The sequence below is a fragment of the Flavobacteriales bacterium genome (assembly GCA_016713875.1).
In the GTDB taxonomy this organism is placed as follows: Bacteria; Bacteroidota; Bacteroidia; order Flavobacteriales_F; family PHOS-HE28; genus PHOS-HE28.
Genome location: JADJOI010000003.1, coordinates 2,354,207 through 2,374,122 on the forward strand (window position 1 = coordinate 2,354,207; position 19,916 = coordinate 2,374,122).

The 19,916-nt window shown below is 66.1% G+C and carries 17 protein-coding genes; 9 read left to right on the forward strand and 8 right to left on the reverse strand.

From position 1 onward, the window contains the following. Nucleotides 1–11 precede the first annotated feature (11 nt). The 3 genes from IPJ87_11590 to IPJ87_11600 all read right to left on the reverse strand — a co-directional run bounded on the left by IPJ87_11590 (nt 12) and on the right by IPJ87_11600 (nt 2,748). A complete protein-coding gene (locus IPJ87_11590) occupies nt 12–1,580 on the reverse strand; it encodes an Rne/Rng family ribonuclease (protein MBK7942493.1) in 1,569 nt (522 codons plus the stop codon). Nucleotides 1,581–1,771: 191 nt separating this feature from the next. Beyond that, nucleotides 1,772–2,293 carry a hypothetical protein gene (locus IPJ87_11595; protein ID MBK7942494.1) on the reverse strand — a complete coding sequence of 174 codons (522 nt, stop codon included), beginning with the start codon at nt 2,291–2,293 and terminating at the stop codon, nt 1,772–1,774. Then, a complete protein-coding gene (locus IPJ87_11600; GenBank protein MBK7942495.1) occupies nt 2,290–2,748 on the reverse strand; it encodes an integration host factor subunit beta in 459 nt (152 codons plus the stop codon). Before IPJ87_11600 ends, IPJ87_11595 begins: the two co-directional genes overlap by 4 nt. Here IPJ87_11600 and mutY point away from each other — a divergent pair. From mutY to IPJ87_11620, 4 genes are all read left to right on the forward strand, one after another. Further along, entirely contained in the window at nt 2,651–3,718 is a 1,068-nt protein-coding gene (mutY, locus tag IPJ87_11605) for an A/G-specific adenine glycosylase (protein MBK7942496.1), read from the forward strand. The two genes, IPJ87_11600 and mutY, sit on opposite strands and share 98 nt — an antisense overlap. Before the next feature lie 70 nt (nt 3,719–3,788). After that, a complete protein-coding gene (locus tag IPJ87_11610) occupies nt 3,789–4,250 on the forward strand; it encodes a single-stranded DNA-binding protein (GenBank protein ID MBK7942497.1) in 462 nt (153 codons plus the stop codon). A gap of 38 nt (nt 4,251–4,288) precedes the next feature. After that, nucleotides 4,289–5,614, forward strand: a complete 1,326-nt coding sequence (gldE, locus tag IPJ87_11615; protein ID MBK7942498.1) for a gliding motility-associated protein GldE — start codon at nt 4,289–4,291, stop codon at nt 5,612–5,614. After that, nucleotides 5,598–6,212, forward strand: coding sequence for a hypothetical protein (locus IPJ87_11620; protein MBK7942499.1), 615 nt, complete (start codon nt 5,598–5,600; stop codon nt 6,210–6,212). Before gldE ends, IPJ87_11620 begins: the two co-directional genes overlap by 17 nt. Here IPJ87_11620 and IPJ87_11625 read toward each other — a convergent pair. Both IPJ87_11625 and IPJ87_11630 read right to left on the reverse strand, forming a co-directional pair. Continuing rightward, nucleotides 6,096–7,178 carry a COX15/CtaA family protein gene (locus tag IPJ87_11625; GenBank protein ID MBK7942500.1) on the reverse strand — a complete coding sequence of 361 codons (1,083 nt, stop codon included), beginning with the start codon at nt 7,176–7,178 and terminating at the stop codon, nt 6,096–6,098. The genes IPJ87_11620 and IPJ87_11625 overlap by 117 nt on opposite strands. A 98-nt stretch (nt 7,179–7,276) precedes the next feature. After that, nucleotides 7,277–7,804, reverse strand: a complete 528-nt coding sequence (locus IPJ87_11630; protein MBK7942501.1) for a heavy-metal-associated domain-containing protein — start codon at nt 7,802–7,804, stop codon at nt 7,277–7,279. Nucleotides 7,805–7,896: 92 nt separating this feature from the next. Between IPJ87_11630 and IPJ87_11635 the strand changes: the two genes are divergently transcribed. The 5 genes from IPJ87_11635 to IPJ87_11655 all read left to right on the forward strand — a co-directional run bounded on the left by IPJ87_11635 (nt 7,897) and on the right by IPJ87_11655 (nt 14,437). Further along, entirely contained in the window at nt 7,897–8,802 is a 906-nt protein-coding gene (locus IPJ87_11635; GenBank protein ID MBK7942502.1) for a DMT family transporter, read from the forward strand. Between the two features lie 59 nt (nt 8,803–8,861). Further along, on the forward strand, nt 8,862–9,614 hold the full coding sequence (locus IPJ87_11640; protein ID MBK7942503.1) for a glycosyltransferase family 2 protein: 753 nt from the start codon (nt 8,862–8,864) through the stop codon (nt 9,612–9,614). A 2-nt stretch (nt 9,615–9,616) separates the two neighbouring features. Then, nucleotides 9,617–11,224, forward strand: a complete 1,608-nt coding sequence (locus IPJ87_11645) for a glycosyltransferase family 39 protein (GenBank protein ID MBK7942504.1) — start codon at nt 9,617–9,619, stop codon at nt 11,222–11,224. Between the two features lie 195 nt (nt 11,225–11,419). Beyond that, nucleotides 11,420–13,219 carry a hypothetical protein gene (locus IPJ87_11650; protein MBK7942505.1) on the forward strand — a complete coding sequence of 600 codons (1,800 nt, stop codon included), beginning with the start codon at nt 11,420–11,422 and terminating at the stop codon, nt 13,217–13,219. A gap of 54 nt (nt 13,220–13,273) precedes the next feature. Further along, nucleotides 13,274–14,437, forward strand: coding sequence for an aminotransferase class I/II-fold pyridoxal phosphate-dependent enzyme (locus IPJ87_11655; protein MBK7942506.1), 1,164 nt, complete (start codon nt 13,274–13,276; stop codon nt 14,435–14,437). A gap of 39 nt (nt 14,438–14,476) precedes the next feature. On the opposite strand, the gene IPJ87_11660 is transcribed toward IPJ87_11655, so the two are convergent. The 3 genes from IPJ87_11660 to IPJ87_11670 form a co-directional block, all read right to left on the reverse strand. Beyond that, the gene (locus IPJ87_11660) at nt 14,477–16,888 is read right to left on the reverse strand and encodes a TonB-dependent receptor (GenBank protein MBK7942507.1); all 2,412 of its coding nucleotides are present in this window, start codon (nt 16,886–16,888) and stop codon (nt 14,477–14,479) included. A gap of 106 nt (nt 16,889–16,994) precedes the next feature. Continuing rightward, nucleotides 16,995–17,546, reverse strand: a complete 552-nt coding sequence (locus IPJ87_11665) for a hypothetical protein (protein ID MBK7942508.1) — start codon at nt 17,544–17,546, stop codon at nt 16,995–16,997. A gap of 189 nt (nt 17,547–17,735) precedes the next feature. Continuing rightward, a complete protein-coding gene (locus tag IPJ87_11670) occupies nt 17,736–19,910 on the reverse strand; it encodes a hypothetical protein (GenBank protein MBK7942509.1) in 2,175 nt (724 codons plus the stop codon). Between the last annotated feature and the right edge of the window lie 6 nt (nt 19,911–19,916).

Sequence of the window (19,916 nt, forward strand, 5' to 3'; positions counted from 1 at the left end):
GCAGGCCCGGACTAAAGGGGGATGTCCTTGCCCGAGGCATCGACCACCCGGAAGTCGAGGTATTGGCTGGAGCCCTCGCCCACCACCTTGACCCACTTGCGCCAGCGCCACCACCAGCGGTGCTGCACGCTGGGCAGGCCCTTGGTAAGGTAGGCGGCGATGAAAGGGTGCACCCGCAGGGTGAGGCCGCTCATGTCCTTCTCCACGAGCAGGTGGTTCAGGGCGTTCTCAATGCCGTCGATGATCAGCACAGGAGCCCCCACCTCACCGCTGCCGCCGCAGGTGGGGCAGCTCTCGGTGGTATCGATCTCGGTCTCAGGACGCACGCGCTGGCGGGTGAGCTCGATCACCCCGAAGCGGGAGGGCGGAAGCACGTTGTGCTTCGCCTTGTCATCGGCCATGGCATCCTTCAGGGCCTTGTGCAGCTCGCGCCGGTTGTTGGCGTCGTACAGGTCGATGAAGTCGATGGCGATGATGCCGCCCATGTCGCGCAGGCGCAGCAGCCGGGCGATCTCGCGGGCCGCCTCCACGTTGATGTCCAGAGCGTTCTTCTCCTGGTCCTGATTGCCGCCCTTGCGCGCGCCACTGTTCACGTCGATGACGTGCATGGCCTCGGTCTTCTCGATGATCAGGTAGGCCCCGCTGGGCAGCATCACCTGCTTGCCGAAGGCCTGCTTGATCTGCTTGTTGACCCCGAACTGGTCGAAGATGTCCAGTTTGCCCTTGTAGGCCTTGACGATGCCGGCCTTTTCGGGGGCGATACGTTCCAGGGTCTGCCGCACCTCGTCCGTCAGGGCCTCGTCATTGACATGGATGCTGGTGAAGTCCTTGTTGAGGAGGTCGCGCAGCACGGCGCTGGTGCGGTCGATCTCGCCCAGCACGCGCTTGGGCGGGATGGCGTTCCGCAGGTTGTGGAAGCAGGTGTCCCAGCGCTGGAGCAGGTTCTTCAGGTCGGCCTCCAGGTCCTCGGTACGCTTGTTCTCGGCGTTGGTGCGGATGATGACGCCGTGGTTGGCCGGGCGGATCCGCTGCATCAGGTCCTTGAGCCTCCGGCGTTCCTCCTCGTCCTTGATGCGCGTGGAGATGCTCACCTTGTTGGTGAAGGGCACCAGCACCATGTAGCGGCCGGCGAGGGTGACCTCGGCGGTGAGGCGGGGACCCTTGGTGCTGATGGGCTCCTTGGCGATCTGCACCAGCACGCTCTGGCTGGCACTGACCACCTCGGCGATCTTGCCGTCCTTGTGGATGTCGGGGTCCAGCTTCCACCCCGCGAGGTCGCTGGAGGTGATGGTGCCGCTGACGGCCCCCTTGGCGAACTTGAAGCTGTTGCGGTACTGCGGACCGAGGTCGAAGTAGTGAAGGAAGGCGTCCTTCTCGTGCCCCACGTCCACGAAGGCGGCGTTGAGGCCGGGGGCCACCTTGCGCACCTTGGCCAGGTGGATGTCGCCGACGGTGAACCCGCGTTCGGTGCGCTCGCGATGGAGCTCCATGAGCACGGGGTGCTGCCGCCCGGGCACCGTGCGGAGCAGGGCGAGGGCGACCTCACCGGCCGAGGAGCGGATGACGAGATCGACGCTCACCGGAGGAGTGATGTAGGGGGTTCGGGCACGATCCTGAGGGATGTGCGCAGCCGACGCCGACCGGGCGCGTGCCGCTCAGGGCACGGCCCCGGCGCTCAGCTGAAGCGTCCTACCGGAGCTTCTTCTTGTGGCGGTTCTTCCGCAGGCGCTTCTTGCGCTTGTGGGTGGCCATCTTGTGGCGCTTCCGCTTCTTACCGCAGGGCATGGTCCTGTTCGTCTAGGTTGATCCTCAATTCCTCCAATGCCTTGTCCGTGGCCTTTTGGGCCTCGGGGTCGGGCGTCAATTGCCTGTATCGTGTCAACGCTTCGATGGCCGGCAGGATGCTGTCCATCATCGCGTAGCTCTGCCCCAGCATGGACCACGCTTCGGGGAGCGTGCCGGCCGTGTCCAGCTCCACCACCTTGCGGAAGCGGGCCGCGGCCTTGTCCACCTGCCCGCTCTGCAGGCTGAAGAGGCCCAGGTGCCAGTGCACCTCGGGCCGCTCCGGATGCTCCTCGGCCAGCTGGCGGAGCAGCATGATGCCCTGCATGGGCTCCTGGCCGTTCACCAAGGCCACCGCCTCATCGAGGCGGCGTTGCAGGTCATCCGGCGCCGGTGCCGCCTGTTCAGGGACGGGCGCCGTGCGCGGTGTGCGGGGCAGCAGGAATAAAAGAACGACCACCGTCAACGCCCCGGCCACGGCCAGGTAGTGGACGGTGCCCCAACGCCTCATCCCTTGGCCGGGCGGTTCTTCACCCGGTCAACGAAGACGTCCGCCGGCTTGAAGGCGGGCACATCGTGGGCAGGGATGACGATGGTGGTGTTCTGGCTCAGGATGCGGCCGGTCTTCTGCGCCCGGTGCTTCACCACGAAGCTGCCGAAACCGCGCAGATGCACGTCCTCACCCTTCTCCAAGCTGGCCTTCACCTCTTCCATGAAGGCCTCGATGGTCACAAGCACGGCGTTCCGCTCGATCCCGGTACGCTTCGAGATGATGCCGACCAGCTCTGCCTTCGTCATGCCCTTCAGACTTTTTGGGGGCGCAAAGATAGGGTTCTTTCCATACCGCGCAATGCATCTTTGTGCTTGGATGTCAAGCCGTTCTTGGTTCAGCAAGGCCCTGCGCGGCTGGTACGCCGCCGGCCACCGCGACCTGCCCTGGCGCCGCACGCGCGACCCGTACCGCATCTGGCTCAGCGAGGTCATCCTCCAACAGACCCGGATCGACCAGGGTACGGCCTATTACGAGCGCTTCGTGGAGCAGTACCCCACGGTGCAACAACTGGCCTCCGCACCGGATGACGACGTGATGCGGCTCTGGCAGGGCCTGGGCTACTACAGCCGCGCGCGCAATCTGTTGCAAGCCGCCCGGTCCGTGGTGACCGACCACGGGGGGCGTTTCCCCGATACGGTGGATGACTTGCGCGCGCTGAAGGGCGTGGGCGACTACACCGCAGCCGCCATCGCCTCCATCGCCTTCGACCGTCCGGCGGCCGTGGTCGACGGCAATGTGTACCGTGTCCTGGCCCGGGTCGTCGGCATCAGCACCCCCATCGATCCCACAGCGGGGCGTCGGGCGTTCGCCGCCTTGGCCGACGACCTGCTCGACGCGGCTCACCCCGGCGACCACAACCAGGCTGTGATGGAGCTGGGGGCCACCGTGTGCCTGCCACGCGCTCCGCGCTGTGGTGAATGTCCCGTGGCCTCCCGGTGCGTCGCCCGGCGCGAGGACCGCATCGGCGAGCTCCCCGTCAAGGCCGGACGCACCACTGTTCGCGAGCGCCATTTCAACTACCTGTGCATCGACGTGGAGGGCGGCCTGGTGCTCCGCAAGCGCGAGGGCCGGGACATCTGGCAGGGGCTCTACGAACCGCCGCTGCTGGAATCGGAGGCCCCGTTGGAACTGGCCGGATTCCGCGAGGCCCTGCACGACCGGCTGGGTGCGGGTTGGGACGTGACCGGCCGGAACGGCCCTGTCCGCCACGTCCTGAGCCACCAGGTGCTGCATGCGCGGTTCTGGTCGGTGACCCCCCCACGGACCTTTGTGTCTCCGCCCGATTGGCGCTTCGTGCCCGCCAACGAGCTGGATCGGTTCGCCGTGCCCCGACCGATCGAGCGCTACCTCCTTCAACGACGCTCGAAGGACCTGTTCGCCTGAGGACAGTTTTCCACGATCCCGGGGTGACCGGACCCGCGGGGTTACCTTTGGGCATCTTCCACCCCATACCATGTCCGGAGTCAACAAAGTGATCCTGATCGGCAACCTGGGTGCCGACCCCGAGGTGCGCCACCTGCAGAACGGCGCTACTGTGGCCAACTTCCGCATCGCCACCAGCGAGACCTACAAGGACCGTCAGACCGGCGAGAAGCGCGAACAGACCGAATGGCACAGCATCGTGGCTTGGCGCGGATTGGGCGAGATCACCGAGAAGTATCTGCGGAAGGGCAGCAAGGTGTATGTGGAGGGCAAGCTGCGCACGCGTTCCTGGCAGGATCGGGACGGCAACACGCGGTACACCACGGAGGTACATGCCGAAGAGATGACCCTCCTGGACCGGCCCTCGGGCGAACGCCAGGAGTTGGGTGGTGCGACCGGACCAGCCACCGCGGCTTCGGTGACGCGGAGTGCCGAACCCGTGGGCGCCGCTCCGGCCGGCCTGCCCAACGAGATGGACGACCTGCCTTTCTGATCTGAACGCGCCCCTGCCCGTCCACCGTCGGGCCGCCCATGGAGCCTCCGCCTGTTCCGCTCACCACTTTCCTGCTCGCCGGCCTGGATCCGTTGACGGCCACGGCCTTGGTGGTCATCGTTCTGTTGCTGATCGTTTCGGCGGCCATGTCGGCCAGCGAGGTGGCGCTCTTCAGCCTGGACCCCACCCAGCTGCGCGACCTGCGCGAGCGCGGCGGACGCAGCGGGACGCGTGTGATCGACCTGCTCTCCAAGCCGCGCCGGTTGCTGGCCACGATCCTCATCGCGAACAACTTCGTCAACGTCGGGGTCATCATCCTCAGCACCATCGTGCTCAATGGGCTGGTGGACACCACGGGCATGTCGGACCTGCTGGTCTTCAGCATCCAGGTGCTGGGGGTCACCTTGGTGATCCTGCTGCTGGGCGAAGTGCTGCCCAAGGTGTACGCCACCAGCCACGCCATGCGCGTGGCCACCACCATGGCCGCGCCCCTCACGGGGCTGCGCTGGGTGCTGAGCCCGCTGAACGAACTGCTGGTCCGAAGCACCACCTTCATCGAGAAGCGCTACAAGAAGAAGGCGGCCAAGGGCATCTCGGTGGACAGCCTGGGCCATGCCCTGGAGCTCACCAACGACGCCAGCACCACCGCGGAGGAACAGCGGATCCTGAAGGGCATCGTGAAGTTCGGCAGCGTGGAGGTGAGCGAGGTGATGCGCCCGCGCACCGCCATGGTGGCCTTCGACAAGGAGCTCACGTTCCAGGAGCTCGTACCCGCCATCATCGAGAGCGGATTCTCCCGTGTACCGGTGTACGAAGGCACCCTGGACCGCGTCATCGGGGTGCTTCACATCAAGGACGTGCTGCCTTTCCTGGACAAGCCCGACATGGACTGGTTGGCGCATCTGCACGAACCCTGCTTCGTGCCGGAGACCAAGAAGCTGGACGACATGCTCAAGGAGTTCCAGCGCAAGAAGGTGCACCTGGCCATCGTGGTGGACGAGTACGGCGGCACGAGCGGCCTGGTGACCCTGGAGGACGTGATCGAGGAGATCGTGGGCGACATCACCGACGAGTTCGACGACGAGGAGCTCAACTACACCAAGCTGGACGACCGCACCTGGGTCTTCGAGGGGCGTACGCCGCTCAACGACCTGTACCGCATCCTGGGCATCGATGGCCGGGTGTTCGAGGAGAACCGCGGCGACAGTGGCACCGTGGGCGGCTTCGTGCTCGAGCTCACCGGGCGCATCCCGCAGAAGGGCGAACGGGTATCGCTCAGGAACTTCACCTTCGTGGTGGAATCCTCGGACAACAAACGGGTGCGACGTGTCAAGATCAGCGTGGGCGATGAAGCGGCGGCCTGAGCGGGCCTTCGGGGCCTTGGTGCTCGCGCTGGCGGCCGGGTGCACGCCGGAGCCCCGGCCCCTGCCCCATGGCTACTTCCGCATCGACCTGCCACCGGTGGCCTATGTGGCGCACGATGCGGGCTGCTACACCGCCGAGGTGCCGGCCGCCGTGCGGGTGCTGCCCCGTCGTGCGGAAGGGCAGCGTTGCTGGAGCGACCTGGACTACGGCCCCCTCAAGGCCCGTGTGCACCTCACCTACCGCACGGTGAACGGCGACCTGGACCAACTGATCGATGACGCCCATGTGCTCAAGCGCAAGCACGAGCTCAAGGCCGCGCGCATCCGCAGCCACATGGTGCACCGCGACAGCGCCCGGGTGCACGGCACCGTGTTCGAGGTGGAAGGCGATGTGGCGAGCCCGCTGGTGTTCTACCTCACCGACAGCAGTACCCACTTCCTGTATGGCGCCTTGTACTTCATGGCACGGCCCAACGCCGACTCACTGGCCCCGGTGACCGACCGCGTGCGCGCCGACATGCGCCACTTCATCGGCAGTCTCCGATGGAACGACGCGGCCGGTGGCGTGGATCAGGTGGAGCAGCACACTGAGCAGTAGCAGGGCGCCCAGCTGGTGCAGCACCCCCAGGGCCAGCTGCACCGCGGTGAGCAGGGTGGCCACCCCCAGCACGAACTGCAGCACCACCGCTGCGATCAGCCATGGGCCGGTGCGGGCCACGCGCTGGTCGGAACGCAGCACGACGGCCAAGGCGATGCAGGCGAACGCCACCAGCCACGCCAGGTTGCGATGCACGAACTGGACACCATCGCGGTGGTCGGTGAGGTCCTTCACGAGGTCTCCGAAAGCATGCACGTTCTCGGGCATGAACGCCCCGTTCATCAGGGGCCAGGTGGTGTAGATCCGTCCGGCGTCGAGCCCTGCGGTGAAGGCCCCGTACACCACCTGAACGACCACGAGCACCAGGAGGAGGCGTGACCAGCGCGCCGCCTCCGAGCCATCACCCCGCCATGCGCGCCGCCCCCGCCGCAGATCGAGCACCGTCCACAGCACCAGGAGGAAGACCGTGAAGGCCGCGCACAAGTGGATGGCCAGCCGGAAGTGGCTGACGTCAGGGTTGTCGGCCAGGCCGCTCATGACCATGAACCAGCCCAGCGCGCCCACCAGTCCGCCACCCACGAGAATGGCCAGCGTGCGGCGCAGCAGCCAGCCCTGCAGCCGTCCTTGACGCAGGAACAGCGCGAAGGGGATGATGAACACCAGGCCCATCAGGCGGCCCCAGTTGCGGTGCAGATACTCCCAGAAGAAGATGGCCTTGAACCCGTCCAGGTCCATGAGCTGGTTCTTGAGGGTGTACTCCGGGATGCGCTTGTACTTGTCGAAGGCCTCCTGCCATTCGGCCTCGTTCATCGGCGGCAGCGCGCCCATGATCGGCTTCCACTCGGTGATGCTGAGCCCGCTGCCGGTGAGGCGGGTGATGCCCCCGATGGCCACCATGCAGGCGATGAGCGCACAGCCTGTTGCGAGCCAGCGGACAACGGCGCGGTGCTGGGTAAGGTCCGGCATGAGCGGCAAAACTACCAACGCACGAAGCCCGTTCCCGTTCGGGACCTGAACGCGAAAGGGGCCCCATGGCCCCTTTTCACATGGTACGGACCTGGCGATCAGGCCCGCAGGATGAGCGACAGGAGTTCGAGCAGGCTGGGTAGGCGCAGGGCGGGCAGCTCGGCGTTCACTTTGGCATCCGCAGCCTCGGCCGCTTCACCGTCCTCGGATGCGGCGCCGTCGCCCTTCACCTGCTTGGTGACGGCCACGGCCACCACCTTGTACTGTCCATCGTGGATCTTTTGAACGGCCTCCACCAGTTGGGCATCGTTCACCTGGTCGGGGTCGTAGGTCACGATGGCGTGATCGTTCTCATCGCCCTCGACGAACTTGATCTCCGTGGTGCTCACACCCTGGACCTGGGCCAGCGCCTTCTTGATGGCACCTCCGCACATCATCTCGCAGCTCATGCCTGAGATGCTGAGGTCGGCGAAGGTCACCGGGGTGCCCTGGGTGATCACCACCTCGTTGACCACGCGGGCCACGCCGGCCACTTCGGCAGCGGCTTGCTGCACGTCGGTGGAGCCCGAGGAGCACGCGGAGAGCAGGAGGACCGGGAACGAACTGGCGAGGATCCAGGAGCGCATGGGGCGGGAGATGTGGGTGATCATGGGACGCACCGGAGAACGGAATTGTTACAAAAGTAGTGTGCGGGAGACTGCCGATACCTTCGCGCCGCATGCAACCCGCCGGGCGAGGCCCCGATCGGCTGTCCTGGCTTCTGCTGGGCACCCTCGCCCTGATCTGGGGGTCCTCCTTCATCCTCATGAAGCGGGGTCTCTGGGACGACGGTCGCCCGGTGCTGAGCCCGGGACAGGTGGCCTCCGCGCGGCTGGCCATCGCCTGGGCCGTACTGATACCCGCCACCCTCCGGCACTGGCCCACGCTGCGCGCGCATTGGCGCCCGCTCCTCCTCGCCGGGGTGCTTGGGAACGGCATCCCCGCGCTTCTTTTCGCAACGGCGCAGACCCGCATCGACAGCGCGTTGAGCGGGATGCTCAACAGCCTCACCCCGCTCTTCACGCTGGTCATCGGGCTGCTGCTCTTCAGCACTCAGGCGCGGATGACGCAGCTGGCCGGTGTGCTGCTGGGGCTGGTGGGTGCAGTGGGCCTGGTGGTCTTCGACCCGGGCTCCGGGCCGGCGGGGTGGTCGCTGTACGCCCTGCTGCCCGTGGCCGGCACGATGTGCTACGGGGCCAGCGCCAACGTGGTGAAGCACCGCCTGTACATGATGCCCTCCATGGCCACGGCGGCCCTGGCCCTCACCTTCGTGGGCCCCGTCGGGCTTGCCGGATGCATCGCCACCGGGCTCCCTGGCACGCTGGAAAGCGACCCTGCCGCCTGGCCGGCCCTGGGCTTCGTGGCGCTGCTCGCCCTGCTCAGCTCGGCCCTCTCTCTGGTGTTGTGGAACGCCCTGCTGAAGCGCACCAGCGCGGTACAGGCCTCCGCGGTCACCTACCTCATGCCCGTGGTGGCCATCGGGTGGGGCCTGTTGGACGGGGAGCGGCTCGGCCCGATGCAGGTGGTGATGATCGCGGTGGTGCTGGCCGGCGTCTACTTGGTGACCGCCTCGGACCGGGCCTGAGGGTCGGCGCGGGTTGAGCATCTTTGTCCGGCCGGACACCCGGTCAACCGTCGACCTCCATGTACCTGGGCCAGAAAGTCATCGTGGTGCTTCCAGCCTACCGGGCCGCGCTCACCCTGAAGCAGACCTACGACGAGATCCCGTTCGATCTGGTGGACGAAGTGGTCCTGGTGGACGACAAGAGCCCGGACAACACTGTGGAGGTGGCCCGACAGCTGGGCATCCGCCACATCGTGGTGCACGATATCAACAAGGGCTACGGTGGGAACCAGAAGAGCTGCTACGACAAGGCCGGGGAACTGGGCGCGGACATCGTGGTCATGCTCCATCCCGACTACCAGTACACGCCCAAGCTGCTCACCAGCATGATCGCCCTGATCGGGAACGGAGTGTACCCGGTGGTGTTCGGCTCGCGCATCCTTGGCGGTGGCGCGCTCAGGGGAGGTATGCCGCTCTATAAATACGTGGCCAACCGGCTGCTCACCATGAGCCAGAACCTGCTGATGGGCGAGAAGCTGAGCGAGTACCACACCGGCTATCGCGCTTTCCACCGCACGGTGCTCGATGCCTGCCCGTACAGGAACTGCTCGGACGACTTCGTGTTCGACAACCAGATGATCGCGCAGATCTTCTGGCAGGGCTTCGCGATCGCCGAGATCACCTGCCCCACGAAGTACTTCGACGAGGCCAGTAGCATCAACTTCAGCCGCAGCATGACCTACGGGCTTGGCGTGGTGCACACCAGCTGGCGCTACTTCCTGGCCCGCACCGGCCTCATGGGCTGGGGCCTGTTGGGCGCAAGCACCCGTTGACGATGCCGAAGCTCCTGCGCGACCGGCTGGTGATCGTCCTGGCGGCGCTGGTGCTCTTCGTTCCGGGGCTCGGGGCGGTGCACCTCTTCGACTGGGACGAGATCAACTTCGCCGAGATGGCGCGGGAGATGGTGGTGACGGGCGATGTGCTGCGGCCGCAGATCGACTTCAAGCCCTTCCATGAGAAGCCGCCGCTGTTCATCTGGCTGCAGGCGGCGTGCATGGCGCTGTTCGGCGTGGGCGAGTTCGCCGCCCGCCTGCCGAACGCGGTGTGCGGCGTGCTCACCCTGCTCGTGATCCACGGCATCGGCACCCGGTTGCGAGGCCCGGTCTTCGGGCGGCTGTGGGCACTGGCGTACGCGGGATCGATCCTTCCGCACCTCTACTTCCGCAGCGGCATCATCGACCCATGGTTCAACCTCCTCATCTTCCTCGGACTCGACCGCGTCATCCGCGTCTTTGACGGCGCCGGTCGGCGCGATGCGATGCTCGGCGGGCTCTTCCTCGGCCTGGCCGTGCTCACCAAGGGCCCGGTCGGCGTGCTCATCCCAGGCCTCACGGTAGGCGTTATGCTGTTGCCATCGCGCCTGCGGCTCCGCATGCCTGTGATCCCGCTGCTCTGGATGGGGCTCGCCCTCATCGTCACCGTGGGAGCGTGGGCGGCGGTGGACCTTTTGCGGAATGGCCCGACGTTCATGCAGGCTTTCTTCTGGCGGCAGGTGGCCATGCTCACCACGGAGGACGCCGGCCATGGCGGCTTTCCGGGCTACCACATGGTGGTGCTGCTCGTGGGTTGCTTCCCGGCCTCGCTCTTCGCGCTGCACGAGTGGGTCCGCCCGTCGGCACCGGATGATCCACAGCGCGCGCACCGCCGCTGGATGATCGTGCTGTTCCTGGTGGTGCTGGTGCTCTTCAGCGTGGTGAAGACCAAGATCGTGCACTACAGCAGCTTGTGTTATTTCCCGCTCACCTACCTGGCCGCGCTGCGGCTGGCGCACATCTGGGAGAAGGGCGTCCCCTTCGGGCCATCGCGCTACGCCCTGGGGATGCTGGGCAACTTCATTGCGGTGGTGGTGATCGCGGTGCCCTTCCTCGGCATGCGTCCGCACCTGCTCCGCCCCCTGCTGTCGGCCGACCCCTTCGCTCTGGGCAACCTGGAGGCCGTGGTGCGGTGGACCGGATGGGAGGCCCTCGCGGGCGTGCTTCTCACGTCAGCGCTGCTGGCCGCCCACATCCTGCACGGCGCATCGCACTACCGGGCAAGCCTGTTGGTCACCTTCGTCGGCAGTGCGCTCTTCGTCACGGCCACCCTCTATGCCTTCATCGGCCGGATCGAGGCCTACAGCCAGCGCGCCGCGATCGAGTTCTTCATGGCTCGACAGGGCGAACGGTGCCACGTCGCCACCAAGGACTACAAGAGCTATGCACCGTGGTTCTATGGACGGACCACGGAGCCCACGCCGCCGGAGGAGGTGCTCTTCCACGGCCCGATCGACCGGCCAGTGTACCTTTCCTCCAAGGTGACGGGAGTGGCATCGGTGGAGGCCCTGGGCACCTTCAAGGAGACCGGCCGGCGCAACGGATTCGTCTTCTATCGTCGCGATCCGTGATCGCCGGTGACAGGCGGAGCAGTACCAGATCCGCATCGACCCGTTCCCTGTCCGGCAAGGCCTATTCCCATTGTCGATCCTACGGGATCGGGCCGACCGACCGAAGCACCCGTGCCGACCCTCGAAGGAGGCCCGCTCCCTCTGGGTCTGAGGGGAAATCCTAGCTTGCCTTCAGAACCGGACCGACCCACCACCATGACACGATCCTACGCCTTGATCATCGCCGTGCTGGCCGCCACGCTGACCCGCGCACAAGGGGACACCTGCACGACCGCCCTGCCGGTGACGAGCGGTCTGCACCATGCGGATGGTCCGACCACGGGCTGGCCAGGCCCTGGAGGTTGCGGGGGTTCCGGTAACAACGGCGACTGGTACGCGTACGTGGCCACCTTCACCGGCACGATCAACATCACCTCCTGCAACGCATTGAACAACAACACCGATGACGACACCTACGTCAGGGTGTACACGGGGTCGTGCGGCGCGCTCACCTGCGTGGGTTTCAATGATGACATGGGCGGCAATAACTGCCCTGGATACATCTTCGCCACCTACCTGGACGTATCGGTGACAGCGGGCCAGACCTACTACATCGTGTGGACGGACATGTTCGACAGCGATGACTTCCACTGGAACCTGAGCGAGTGCTACGGCACCGTGATGGGCACCACCTACCTCGACCAGAACAACAATGGCCTGCGCGACGCCACCGAGCCGCACGCGCCCGTCGTGCTCGAAGTGGATCCGGGCAACCAGCTCGTTTACGCGGGCCAGGACCCCTACTCGTTCTGCACGGACAGCGGCAGCTTCACCATCACGGTCCCGTCGCCCCCGCTCTACCATGTGGCCGTGCCGGCCTCCCGCAGCTATTCAGTGAACAACCTGGGCGACCTGGTCACCGGAATGGACTTCGGTTTCCAGCCCATCCCGGGTATTTACGACGGTACCGTGAGCATCTGGGGTTGGAGCCCTTGGATCGGCAACAACACCACCTACCACATCAGCTACAACAACGTGGGCACCGAGCCCTTGAACGGAAGCGTGGTGCTGACCCTCCACCCTTTGACCACCTTCGTCTCAAGCACCCCTCCACAGGATTCCATCAGCGGTCAGGTGGTGTACTGGGACCTCGTGAACCTGCAGCCGGGCACCGGCGGTACGATCCACGTCACCTACCATACCGACAGCACCGCGCTCACCACCGATACCGTTACCGCGACGGTGTATCTCAACACCGACCACCTGGACCAGACCCCTCTCGACAACAGCGATGCCATCACGGCGGATCCCACCACCTCCTTCGACCCGAACGAGAAGCTGGTGGACACCGAGCGGGTCACCTTGAACGAGGTGGCGATGGGACGGGCACTGGAGTACACCGTCCACTTCCAGAACACCGGGACGATGCCGGCCGTGAACGTCCGCGTGCGCGACATCATCGATGGGGACCTCGACCTGAGCACCTTCGAGATGGTCGGGGCCACCCATGACCACCATGTCCAGTTCATCGGCAATGAGGTGATCTGGACCTTCCCGCAGATCATGCTGCCGGACAGTGCCTCCGACCCTGAAGGAAGCAAGGGCGGATTCCAGTTCCGCATCGCACCAAAGACCAGTTCGCTGCCCGGCACCCAGTTCGAGAACAGCGTGGGCATCATTTTCGACTACAACCAACCCGTGATCACCAATACGGTGCTGACCGAGGTGACCGTCGAGACCCTGCTGCCGGAGCACGGCACGGGCATGGGCATGACGCTCTTCCCATCCCCGGGCGACGGCCGGGTGAGCCTGCTGTGGTCGCGTCCCGACATGCCCGACGCACGGATCGAAGTGGTCGACCTGGCAGGCCGCAGCGCGCTCCACCTGGCCGGCATCGGCCTTCGCCAGGGCACCCCCTACCCGCTCGACCTCTCGGGGCTCACCGCTGGCACTTACTTGGTCCGCGTGCTCGGCCTGCAGGATGCGGCCACCGCACGGATGGTCGTGCGCCGTTGAACCTTTCTGCGTCTCTCGGGAAGGGCTCCGATCAGGAGCCCTTTCCTTTGAGGCATGTCCGACGACCTATCCCACCTTCTCAACCACCTCGGTGAGGACCGTCCGCACGGCTTCGACGCCGTTGTTCCTCCGGTGGTGCAGAGCGGGAACTTCGCCTACCCGACCGTGGCCGCCATGCGCGCGGTGGTGCAGCAGGAGTTCGACCGGCCGTTGTACACCCGGGGCCACAACCCCACCGTGGCCATGGTGCGGAGGAAGCTCGCCGCGCTGGAACATGCCGAGGATGCCCTGTTGTTCAGCAGTGGCAGCGCAGCCATCGCCGCGGCCGTCATCTCGTTCACCAAGACCGGCGACCATGTGGTGTGCGTGCACAAACCCTACAGTTGGACGCGCAAACTGTTGAGCGAACTTCTTGTTCGGTTCGGGGTGGAGACCACCTATGTGGACGGTACTGATGCGGAGAACTACCGCCACGCCCTCCGACCGAACACCGCCCTCCTCATCACCGAGAGCCCCAACTCGCTCACCTTCGAGTTGCAGGACCTCGCGGCGGTGGCGGCCATCGCCCGGGAGAGCGGCATCGTGACGCTCTGCGACAACAGCTACAGCAGCCCGCTTTTCCAGAACCCGATCGACCTGGGCATCGACATGGTGGCGCACAGCGGCACCAAGTACCTGAACGGCCACAGCGACGTGGTGTGCGGTGTGCTCGCGGGTCGTGCGGAGCACATGCGCCAAGTGATGGCGCACGAGTTCATGACGCTGGGCGCCGCGCCCAGTCCGCACGATGCGTGGCTGCTCATGCGCGGGTTGCGCACGCTGGAGCTGCGTGTGCACCGCAGCGCGGATTCGGCGGAGCGGGTGGCCCGGTTCCTGGAGGCGCACCCCAAAGTGCGGCGCGTGCACTGGCCGGGGCTCGAAAGCCATCCGCAGCATGCGCTGGCCCGCCGGCAGATGCGGCGCTGTGCAGGGCTGATGACGATCGACCTCGATGCACCGGACGAGGCTGCGGTCGAACGCTTCTGCGACGGGCTGCGGCGCTTCCTCATCGCCGTGAGCTGGGGCGGCTATGAGAGCTTACAATGGCCGGTCTGCGCGTTGAAAGGCCCCAGCGGCTATTACACCGACCTGCCCTTCACGCTGGTCCGTCTGTACATCGGTCTGGAGGACCCCGACCTGCTCATCGCCGACCTGGAGAACGCGCTGGCCCGGATGTGACGTGCACACCTGGGCCAGCCTTTGCGCTCGGTTCGTTCGTCAGAACGAAGCGCGCAGCCCGACGGTGAAGTTCCTGCCCGGTGAGGAGATGCCGGAGGAGTAAGGGCGATATCGTTGGTCGGTGATGTTCTCCACGCCGGCCGAAACGAGCAGGACCTTGTTCACCTGATAGCTGCCGTTGAGGTTCAGCGTGCACCAGGAGGGTGCATACGGGTCGCCGTTGGCGTCCTTCGCGTAGATCGCGGTCTTCGCCTGTTCGCTCGGTGGCAGATCGTCGAAGGAGAAGCCGTCGCTGATGTCGGCGAACAGGCGGGCACGCACCCGGCCCTTCTGCCAGGATAGGCCCGCGCTGCCGAACGGCGGAGGCGAGTGGCGCAGGGGCACATCGGTCGTGTTGTCGTCGTCCTGTTCCACACCGTCCTGCCAGTTCAGCCGCAGGTCAAGGCCCAGCCCGGACCACAAGCGCGCCTCGATGGCGATCAAGCAACCGACCACCGTGGCCTGGGCGGCGTTCTGGATGGCGTCCACACGACCGGGCTCCCCGTCGTACAGGATGCTGTCCTCTCCGTTCAGGCTGAACGGCCGACGCACCATCGCGTTGTCCAAGAGCACATAGTATCCGCTGCCCCGCAGGCGAACCCGGTCCGTCACCACCTTCTCCACACCGAGCTCCGCGCTGTAGGCATGCTCGGGCGCCAGGTCCGGGTTCGGCACGATCACCGCACCCGGCTCGCTGTCGAACACCTTGCCGATGTCATCGATGTTGGGTGCGCGGAAACCCGAGCTCAGGTCCAGGGCGATCTTCCAATCCGTGCCCGGTCGGTACACCAGACCCAGATCACCGGTCAGTGCCGTATTGCTGAGGGCCGTCGCAGTGGCCGGATAGGGGAACAACGTGGTATCGAACACGCAGTCGAGGGCGCTCCAGTTGAACCGAAGGCCAGCGGTGAAGGTGAAGCGCTCGGTGGCGTCGAACATCGTACCGGCATACACCGACCCGGTGCTCCAGGTGGACCCGTCCGGATAGCGGGAGTTGATCGCGGCCTCCCCTCCCGTCACCTGATCCACGCGCCGGCCGGTGGAGCTCACCTCGTTCGTGACGTACTCCCCGCCGTAGAACAGCTGTCCGCGACGACCCAGCTCACGCTCCATGTCCAGGTTCACATACACCCCGGTCACCTGTTCCGCCTGTGTGCGAAGGCTCGTATTGCGGAAGTTGCGGTCGTTGCGGCTCTCCGCGTAGGCCTGGTAGGCCACGCTGAGGCGGGCGGTGGTCCACGGTCCGCGTGCTGCGGTGTGCTTCACGGTCAGAGCGCCCATCGCCCATTCCTGCGGGCCGTAGTACCATTCGGCCGAACGCGGTGTGCCGTCGGGGCGGAGCTCGATCAAGCGGTCGTAGCGCGGCACATCGGAGGTGGTGCTATGGTACACGTTCAGGCCGATCTCCAGCGCGTCGACCCGCCGGAAGGCCAGCTTGCCGAACAGCTTGATGTTGTCGTAGCCGCTGCCCAGCTGCAGGTCCGGATCATCGTTCATTACCAAGGAATCCACGCCGTTGATCGTCTCCACGGACCATGGACGTTGGTAGTCGGCCGGACCGATCGACCCGGTGCGCAGGTCGCCGAACCGGTTAAAGGTGGCGCTGCCCACGAAGGCGATGCGCCGGCCGCCCAGGCCGAGGTGGAGATGCCCGCCGAACTCGTTCGCCGCGCTGCCATAGCGTGCGGCCGCACCGCCGCGAAGCATCAGGCTGCTATCCTGGCTGAACCGTGGACGCAGCATGTGGAAGTCCATCACACCACCGATGGCATCGCTGCCGTAGGTCATCGCCCCGGGACCGTGCACCACCTCGGCGCGTTCAATGGCGTTGGCGTCCATGCTGATGATGTTCTGCAGATTGCCGGCGCGGTAAATGGCATTGTTCATGCGCACCCCATCCACCACGATCAGGAGGCGGTTGGCCGCGAAGCCGCGGATCATGGGACTTCCTCCCCCGAGCTGGCTCTTCTGCATGAAGACCTCACCGGAGCGCTGCAGCATGTCGGCGGCCGTGCCGGGGTTGTAGAGGGCCACATCGCGCGGCCGCATCACGGTGATGCGGTCGGGCACGCGCTCCGCACCTTGTTCCCAACGGTTCACGCTCACCACCGCTTCCCGCAGGGTGAACGGCAAAGCGTGCAGCGCCACCGCGGTCTCGCCGGAAGCCAGCGCTGTCCGAGGCACGCGCAGGTCGGCGTATCCCAGTGCCGTGAAGGTGAGGGTATCACCGGTCAACCCATCGATGGAGGCGCGTCCATGCGCGTCCGTCATGCACCCGATGGCGGGGTCGCTGCCTGTGATGACACCCCCCTCAATGGACCGTTGATCGTCGTGATCGACCACCCGCACCACCTGGGCCTTGGCCATCAAGGAGCACAGCAGGAGGACGAGGACCGGAAGGGTCCTGTTCATGGTCATGGTTGTCGAAAGAGATCGGATGTGACGGGGAATTCACGCCCCGACAGGTGCGGACCACCGCGCTGCGGAGCGACCTCGATCCTCCCCGGATGGATGAGGGTCAGCCGTGCGCAGGCCGCTCGGGAGGCGGTGTGCGATCGGTGATCCATCCATCGGCCGGCATGCGGTGCGGTGCCTGCGGCCAGACCTGCGTGCAGCCAAAGCGTTCGGGAAGATCCGGTCCTTCCGGGGGTGCTCCCAGGTGAAGAACCACGTGCACGACCCGCTCGCGCGATCGGGGCACCCGTCCGTCCAGGGCCCTTGCCACGGCCTCCTTCAGGCCGGCGAAGAGCGCGGTCTCCTCATGGTCCGCGATGCACCTCAGCACCACCGTGCCGCTAGGACCGTCGGCGCGTCGCACCACGTCGAACATGCGTCCGTCGGGCAACCGGAACTCACGCCCGGGCTTCACCCAGCGCAGGCCTCGCCATTGATCCTCCGTGAGCGTGAAGGTGGTGAGCTCCTCGTCCGGAACACCGGCCTTCAGCCGGAGCTTGATCGCGCGCTGGATGGCCGCACGCTCGTGCTCGAACCGCAGCAATGCGCCGAACTGTGCATAGCCCAAGGACATCAGGGCCACGAACAACAGCCAGGGTGAGGCCCGCCGGAGCATGCGCGAAGGTAACGGAGCGTCCCTTAGAACCTGTTTGCAATACCCGCATTTGGCTGCGCGTTGGTCTTTAACGACCATACTTCGCCGCGAGAACAGTCACGTAGCTCCGGCTATACTCCTATTCTCGCGTCTCGTCTGGTCGCCAGATCCTCAGCGCTCGCTTCAAAAGGGGGTATTGCAAACAGGTTCTTAGGGTTCCTGCCGCTCCCTGGTCAGCGTGAACCGAAGGTCGCTGATGCTGTGTGCGCCGTGCAGCAGGGCGCTCAGGCCGCGGTGGTCCGGGCCGGGTTCGCGTTCGCCATCGACCTGCAGGATGGAGCGCACGACGGCAGTGTCGCCTTCCAACGTGGTCTGCACATCGAGCGCGGCGGCGGCGGAGTTCCACCTGCCGGAGGTGAGGTCTGTGCCCAGGCGCCACTCGGCCGGAGCGCGTACGGTCACCTCCAGTTCATCCACCTGCCGGAAATCCCAGTGGAAGGGCAGCACGCGCGAGCCCGCCTCGAACGCCTGCGGCGTGGCGTGCATCAGCAGACCGCGCAGGTCGAGGTTCCATGCGCTATCACCGTCCTGCTTCAACCGGGGCCCGAGGTCGAGCTGCTGCACCAGCGGCAGGTCGAACGGCGGATCGGAGCGAAGCGCCCCGGGCTCATGCTGCACCACTGCACAGCGCCCCGCATCCTGGGGACGATGTCCATAACCAGGATGCACCGCGGGGTCGGGTCCGTTATACAACCACGCCCCCCGGCCCACGGTGCTGAACTGCCCGGACAGCAGCACCCGAAGATCCGCGGTGCATGATCCGGTGGCCGGGGCCACCTCCACCGTCAGGACGATGCGCCGCCGGTCGTTCCCGGGATCCGCGACGGGCAGGGTGGTGAACGCCGCGACCCTTGGGCCGTCCAGCGCCAGGCGCGTCACGTCGACAAGCAACGCCCGTGTGCCCGCCCAGTAGAAGGGCAGCTCGTTGGCCAGAAGGCCCGACCGTCTGCGCTTGGGATGCATCCACAGCATGCCCTCATCGTCCGGTATCCCGATCAACTGCTCCAGGTCCCACACCGGGGTCAGGTGATCGGCGGACAGGTGTCCGGAGCGACGGTCGAGGACGTACGCCGTTCGGTGCTGCAGACGGTGCTGCGCGATGAGCTTCACATAGAGGTCGTGCCGGCTGATGTCGCGCAGCACCGCGTCGCTCACCTGGTCGCCCATCCGTTGGTTGGTGCCGCGCAGGTCCGCATACCAGTCGGTGTCGGGGTCGTAGCTGAACTCCATGGCGATGCGCTCGTGCAGCGCTTCAATGCGCCGTGCGGCGGGAGCATGGCCGAGCCCGGACGTCGTGGTGGTGATGAAGTCCTTCACGAGCTGGTTCTGCCGGTCGGGCACCTTCTTGCGCGCGACCCGCTCCAGCCAGAGGGCGTTGGACTCGCGGCGTCGCACCACGTACACCCAGGGCGGCTGCTGCACAGGCATGCCGCTGATGCGGTCACGCGCCCAGTACCGCAGGTCCTCCGCCTCCAGGCGCAGCATGATGTGGGGCAGGTCGTCCGCCGGGCGCGCGTTCACCTCGTCCATGCAACCGGGCAGGTCGGTGTGGTGCCAGATGGCGGTCAGCGCCTCACCTTCTTCGGTGACGATGTGCGGCGGCTCGCCCGCGAAGGTGAGGCCCTGCTTGCGCAGGTAGCGGATGCTCACCTGCTGGTCACGCACGGGAACTGCGTCGTGGAAGAAGATCCGCCAGCTGGTGAGCCGCGCCCAGTTGTCCATCCACGGGTCCGAGCGCCAGCTCTGCGAGGCCGGCTGGTTCACATCATAGGGCACCATCACCTTCCAGCGCAGTTCCACCACATCGCCCGGTACGATGCCGACCAGGTCGAGCACCACGGACGACGCGTGCTCCACGGTGGTGGGGTTCTTCACGGGCCAGCGGCGATGATGCACCACCATCTCCACCGGGCGGGCGGTGCCATCGGCGTTCAGTACGCGGGCCTGAACACGGTCGATCCTGACGTTCATCCAGCGTGGGCCGGGGTTCTCCGCCCGGGGGTCCCACACCCGTTCCCCCTTGTCCATGGGAGGGTCCAAGCTCTCGGGCAGTTGCACATGCCCGTGCCGCTGGATGCCGTCATCATCGGCGAAGCGGATGATGCGCGTGCGCTCGAAAAAGAGGTTCAGGAACTGCGGCTTCACATGCAGGACCCGCACTTCCAACGTATCGGCCAGAACGGCCGTGGAACCGGTATCCATGGACCATGCGGGGTCCCACACGACGGGTTCGGCCCATTCGATGGGAAGAGTGGGAAGCTGAAGTCCCTGCCCACCGGCCACGGTCCCCATCGCGACCAATGAGGCGAGGAGAAGGTGGCGCATGGCGGG

What these genes read in the sequence shown, in the direction of transcription:
- IPJ87_11595 (MBK7942494.1), bottom strand. Translation starts at nt 2,293, where the DNA reads ATGAGGCGTTGGGGCACCGTCCACTACCTGGCCGTGGCCGGGGCGTTG.
- mutY (MBK7942496.1), top strand. Translation starts at nt 2,651, where the DNA reads ATGTCAAGCCGTTCTTGGTTCAGCAAGGCCCTGCGCGGCTGGTACGCC.
- IPJ87_11600 (MBK7942495.1), bottom strand. Translation starts at nt 2,748, where the DNA reads ATGCGGTACGGGTCGCGCGTGCGGCGCCAGGGCAGGTCGCGGTGGCCG.
- IPJ87_11610 (MBK7942497.1), top strand. Translation starts at nt 3,789, where the DNA reads ATGTCCGGAGTCAACAAAGTGATCCTGATCGGCAACCTGGGTGCCGAC.
- gldE (MBK7942498.1), top strand. Translation starts at nt 4,289, where the DNA reads ATGGAGCCTCCGCCTGTTCCGCTCACCACTTTCCTGCTCGCCGGCCTG.
- IPJ87_11620 (MBK7942499.1), top strand. Translation starts at nt 5,598, where the DNA reads ATGAAGCGGCGGCCTGAGCGGGCCTTCGGGGCCTTGGTGCTCGCGCTG.
- IPJ87_11625 (MBK7942500.1), bottom strand. Translation starts at nt 7,178, where the DNA reads ATGCCGGACCTTACCCAGCACCGCGCCGTTGTCCGCTGGCTCGCAACA.
- IPJ87_11630 (MBK7942501.1), bottom strand. Translation starts at nt 7,804, where the DNA reads ATGCGCTCCTGGATCCTCGCCAGTTCGTTCCCGGTCCTCCTGCTCTCC.
- IPJ87_11635 (MBK7942502.1), top strand. Translation starts at nt 7,897, where the DNA reads ATGCAACCCGCCGGGCGAGGCCCCGATCGGCTGTCCTGGCTTCTGCTG.
- IPJ87_11640 (MBK7942503.1), top strand. Translation starts at nt 8,862, where the DNA reads ATGTACCTGGGCCAGAAAGTCATCGTGGTGCTTCCAGCCTACCGGGCC.
- IPJ87_11645 (MBK7942504.1), top strand. Translation starts at nt 9,617, where the DNA reads ATGCCGAAGCTCCTGCGCGACCGGCTGGTGATCGTCCTGGCGGCGCTG.
- IPJ87_11650 (MBK7942505.1), top strand. Translation starts at nt 11,420, where the DNA reads ATGACACGATCCTACGCCTTGATCATCGCCGTGCTGGCCGCCACGCTG.
- IPJ87_11655 (MBK7942506.1), top strand. Translation starts at nt 13,274, where the DNA reads ATGTCCGACGACCTATCCCACCTTCTCAACCACCTCGGTGAGGACCGT.
- IPJ87_11660 (MBK7942507.1), bottom strand. Translation starts at nt 16,888, where the DNA reads ATGAACAGGACCCTTCCGGTCCTCGTCCTCCTGCTGTGCTCCTTGATG.
- IPJ87_11665 (MBK7942508.1), bottom strand. Translation starts at nt 17,546, where the DNA reads ATGCTCCGGCGGGCCTCACCCTGGCTGTTGTTCGTGGCCCTGATGTCC.
- IPJ87_11670 (MBK7942509.1), bottom strand. Translation starts at nt 19,910, where the DNA reads ATGCGCCACCTTCTCCTCGCCTCATTGGTCGCGATGGGGACCGTGGCC.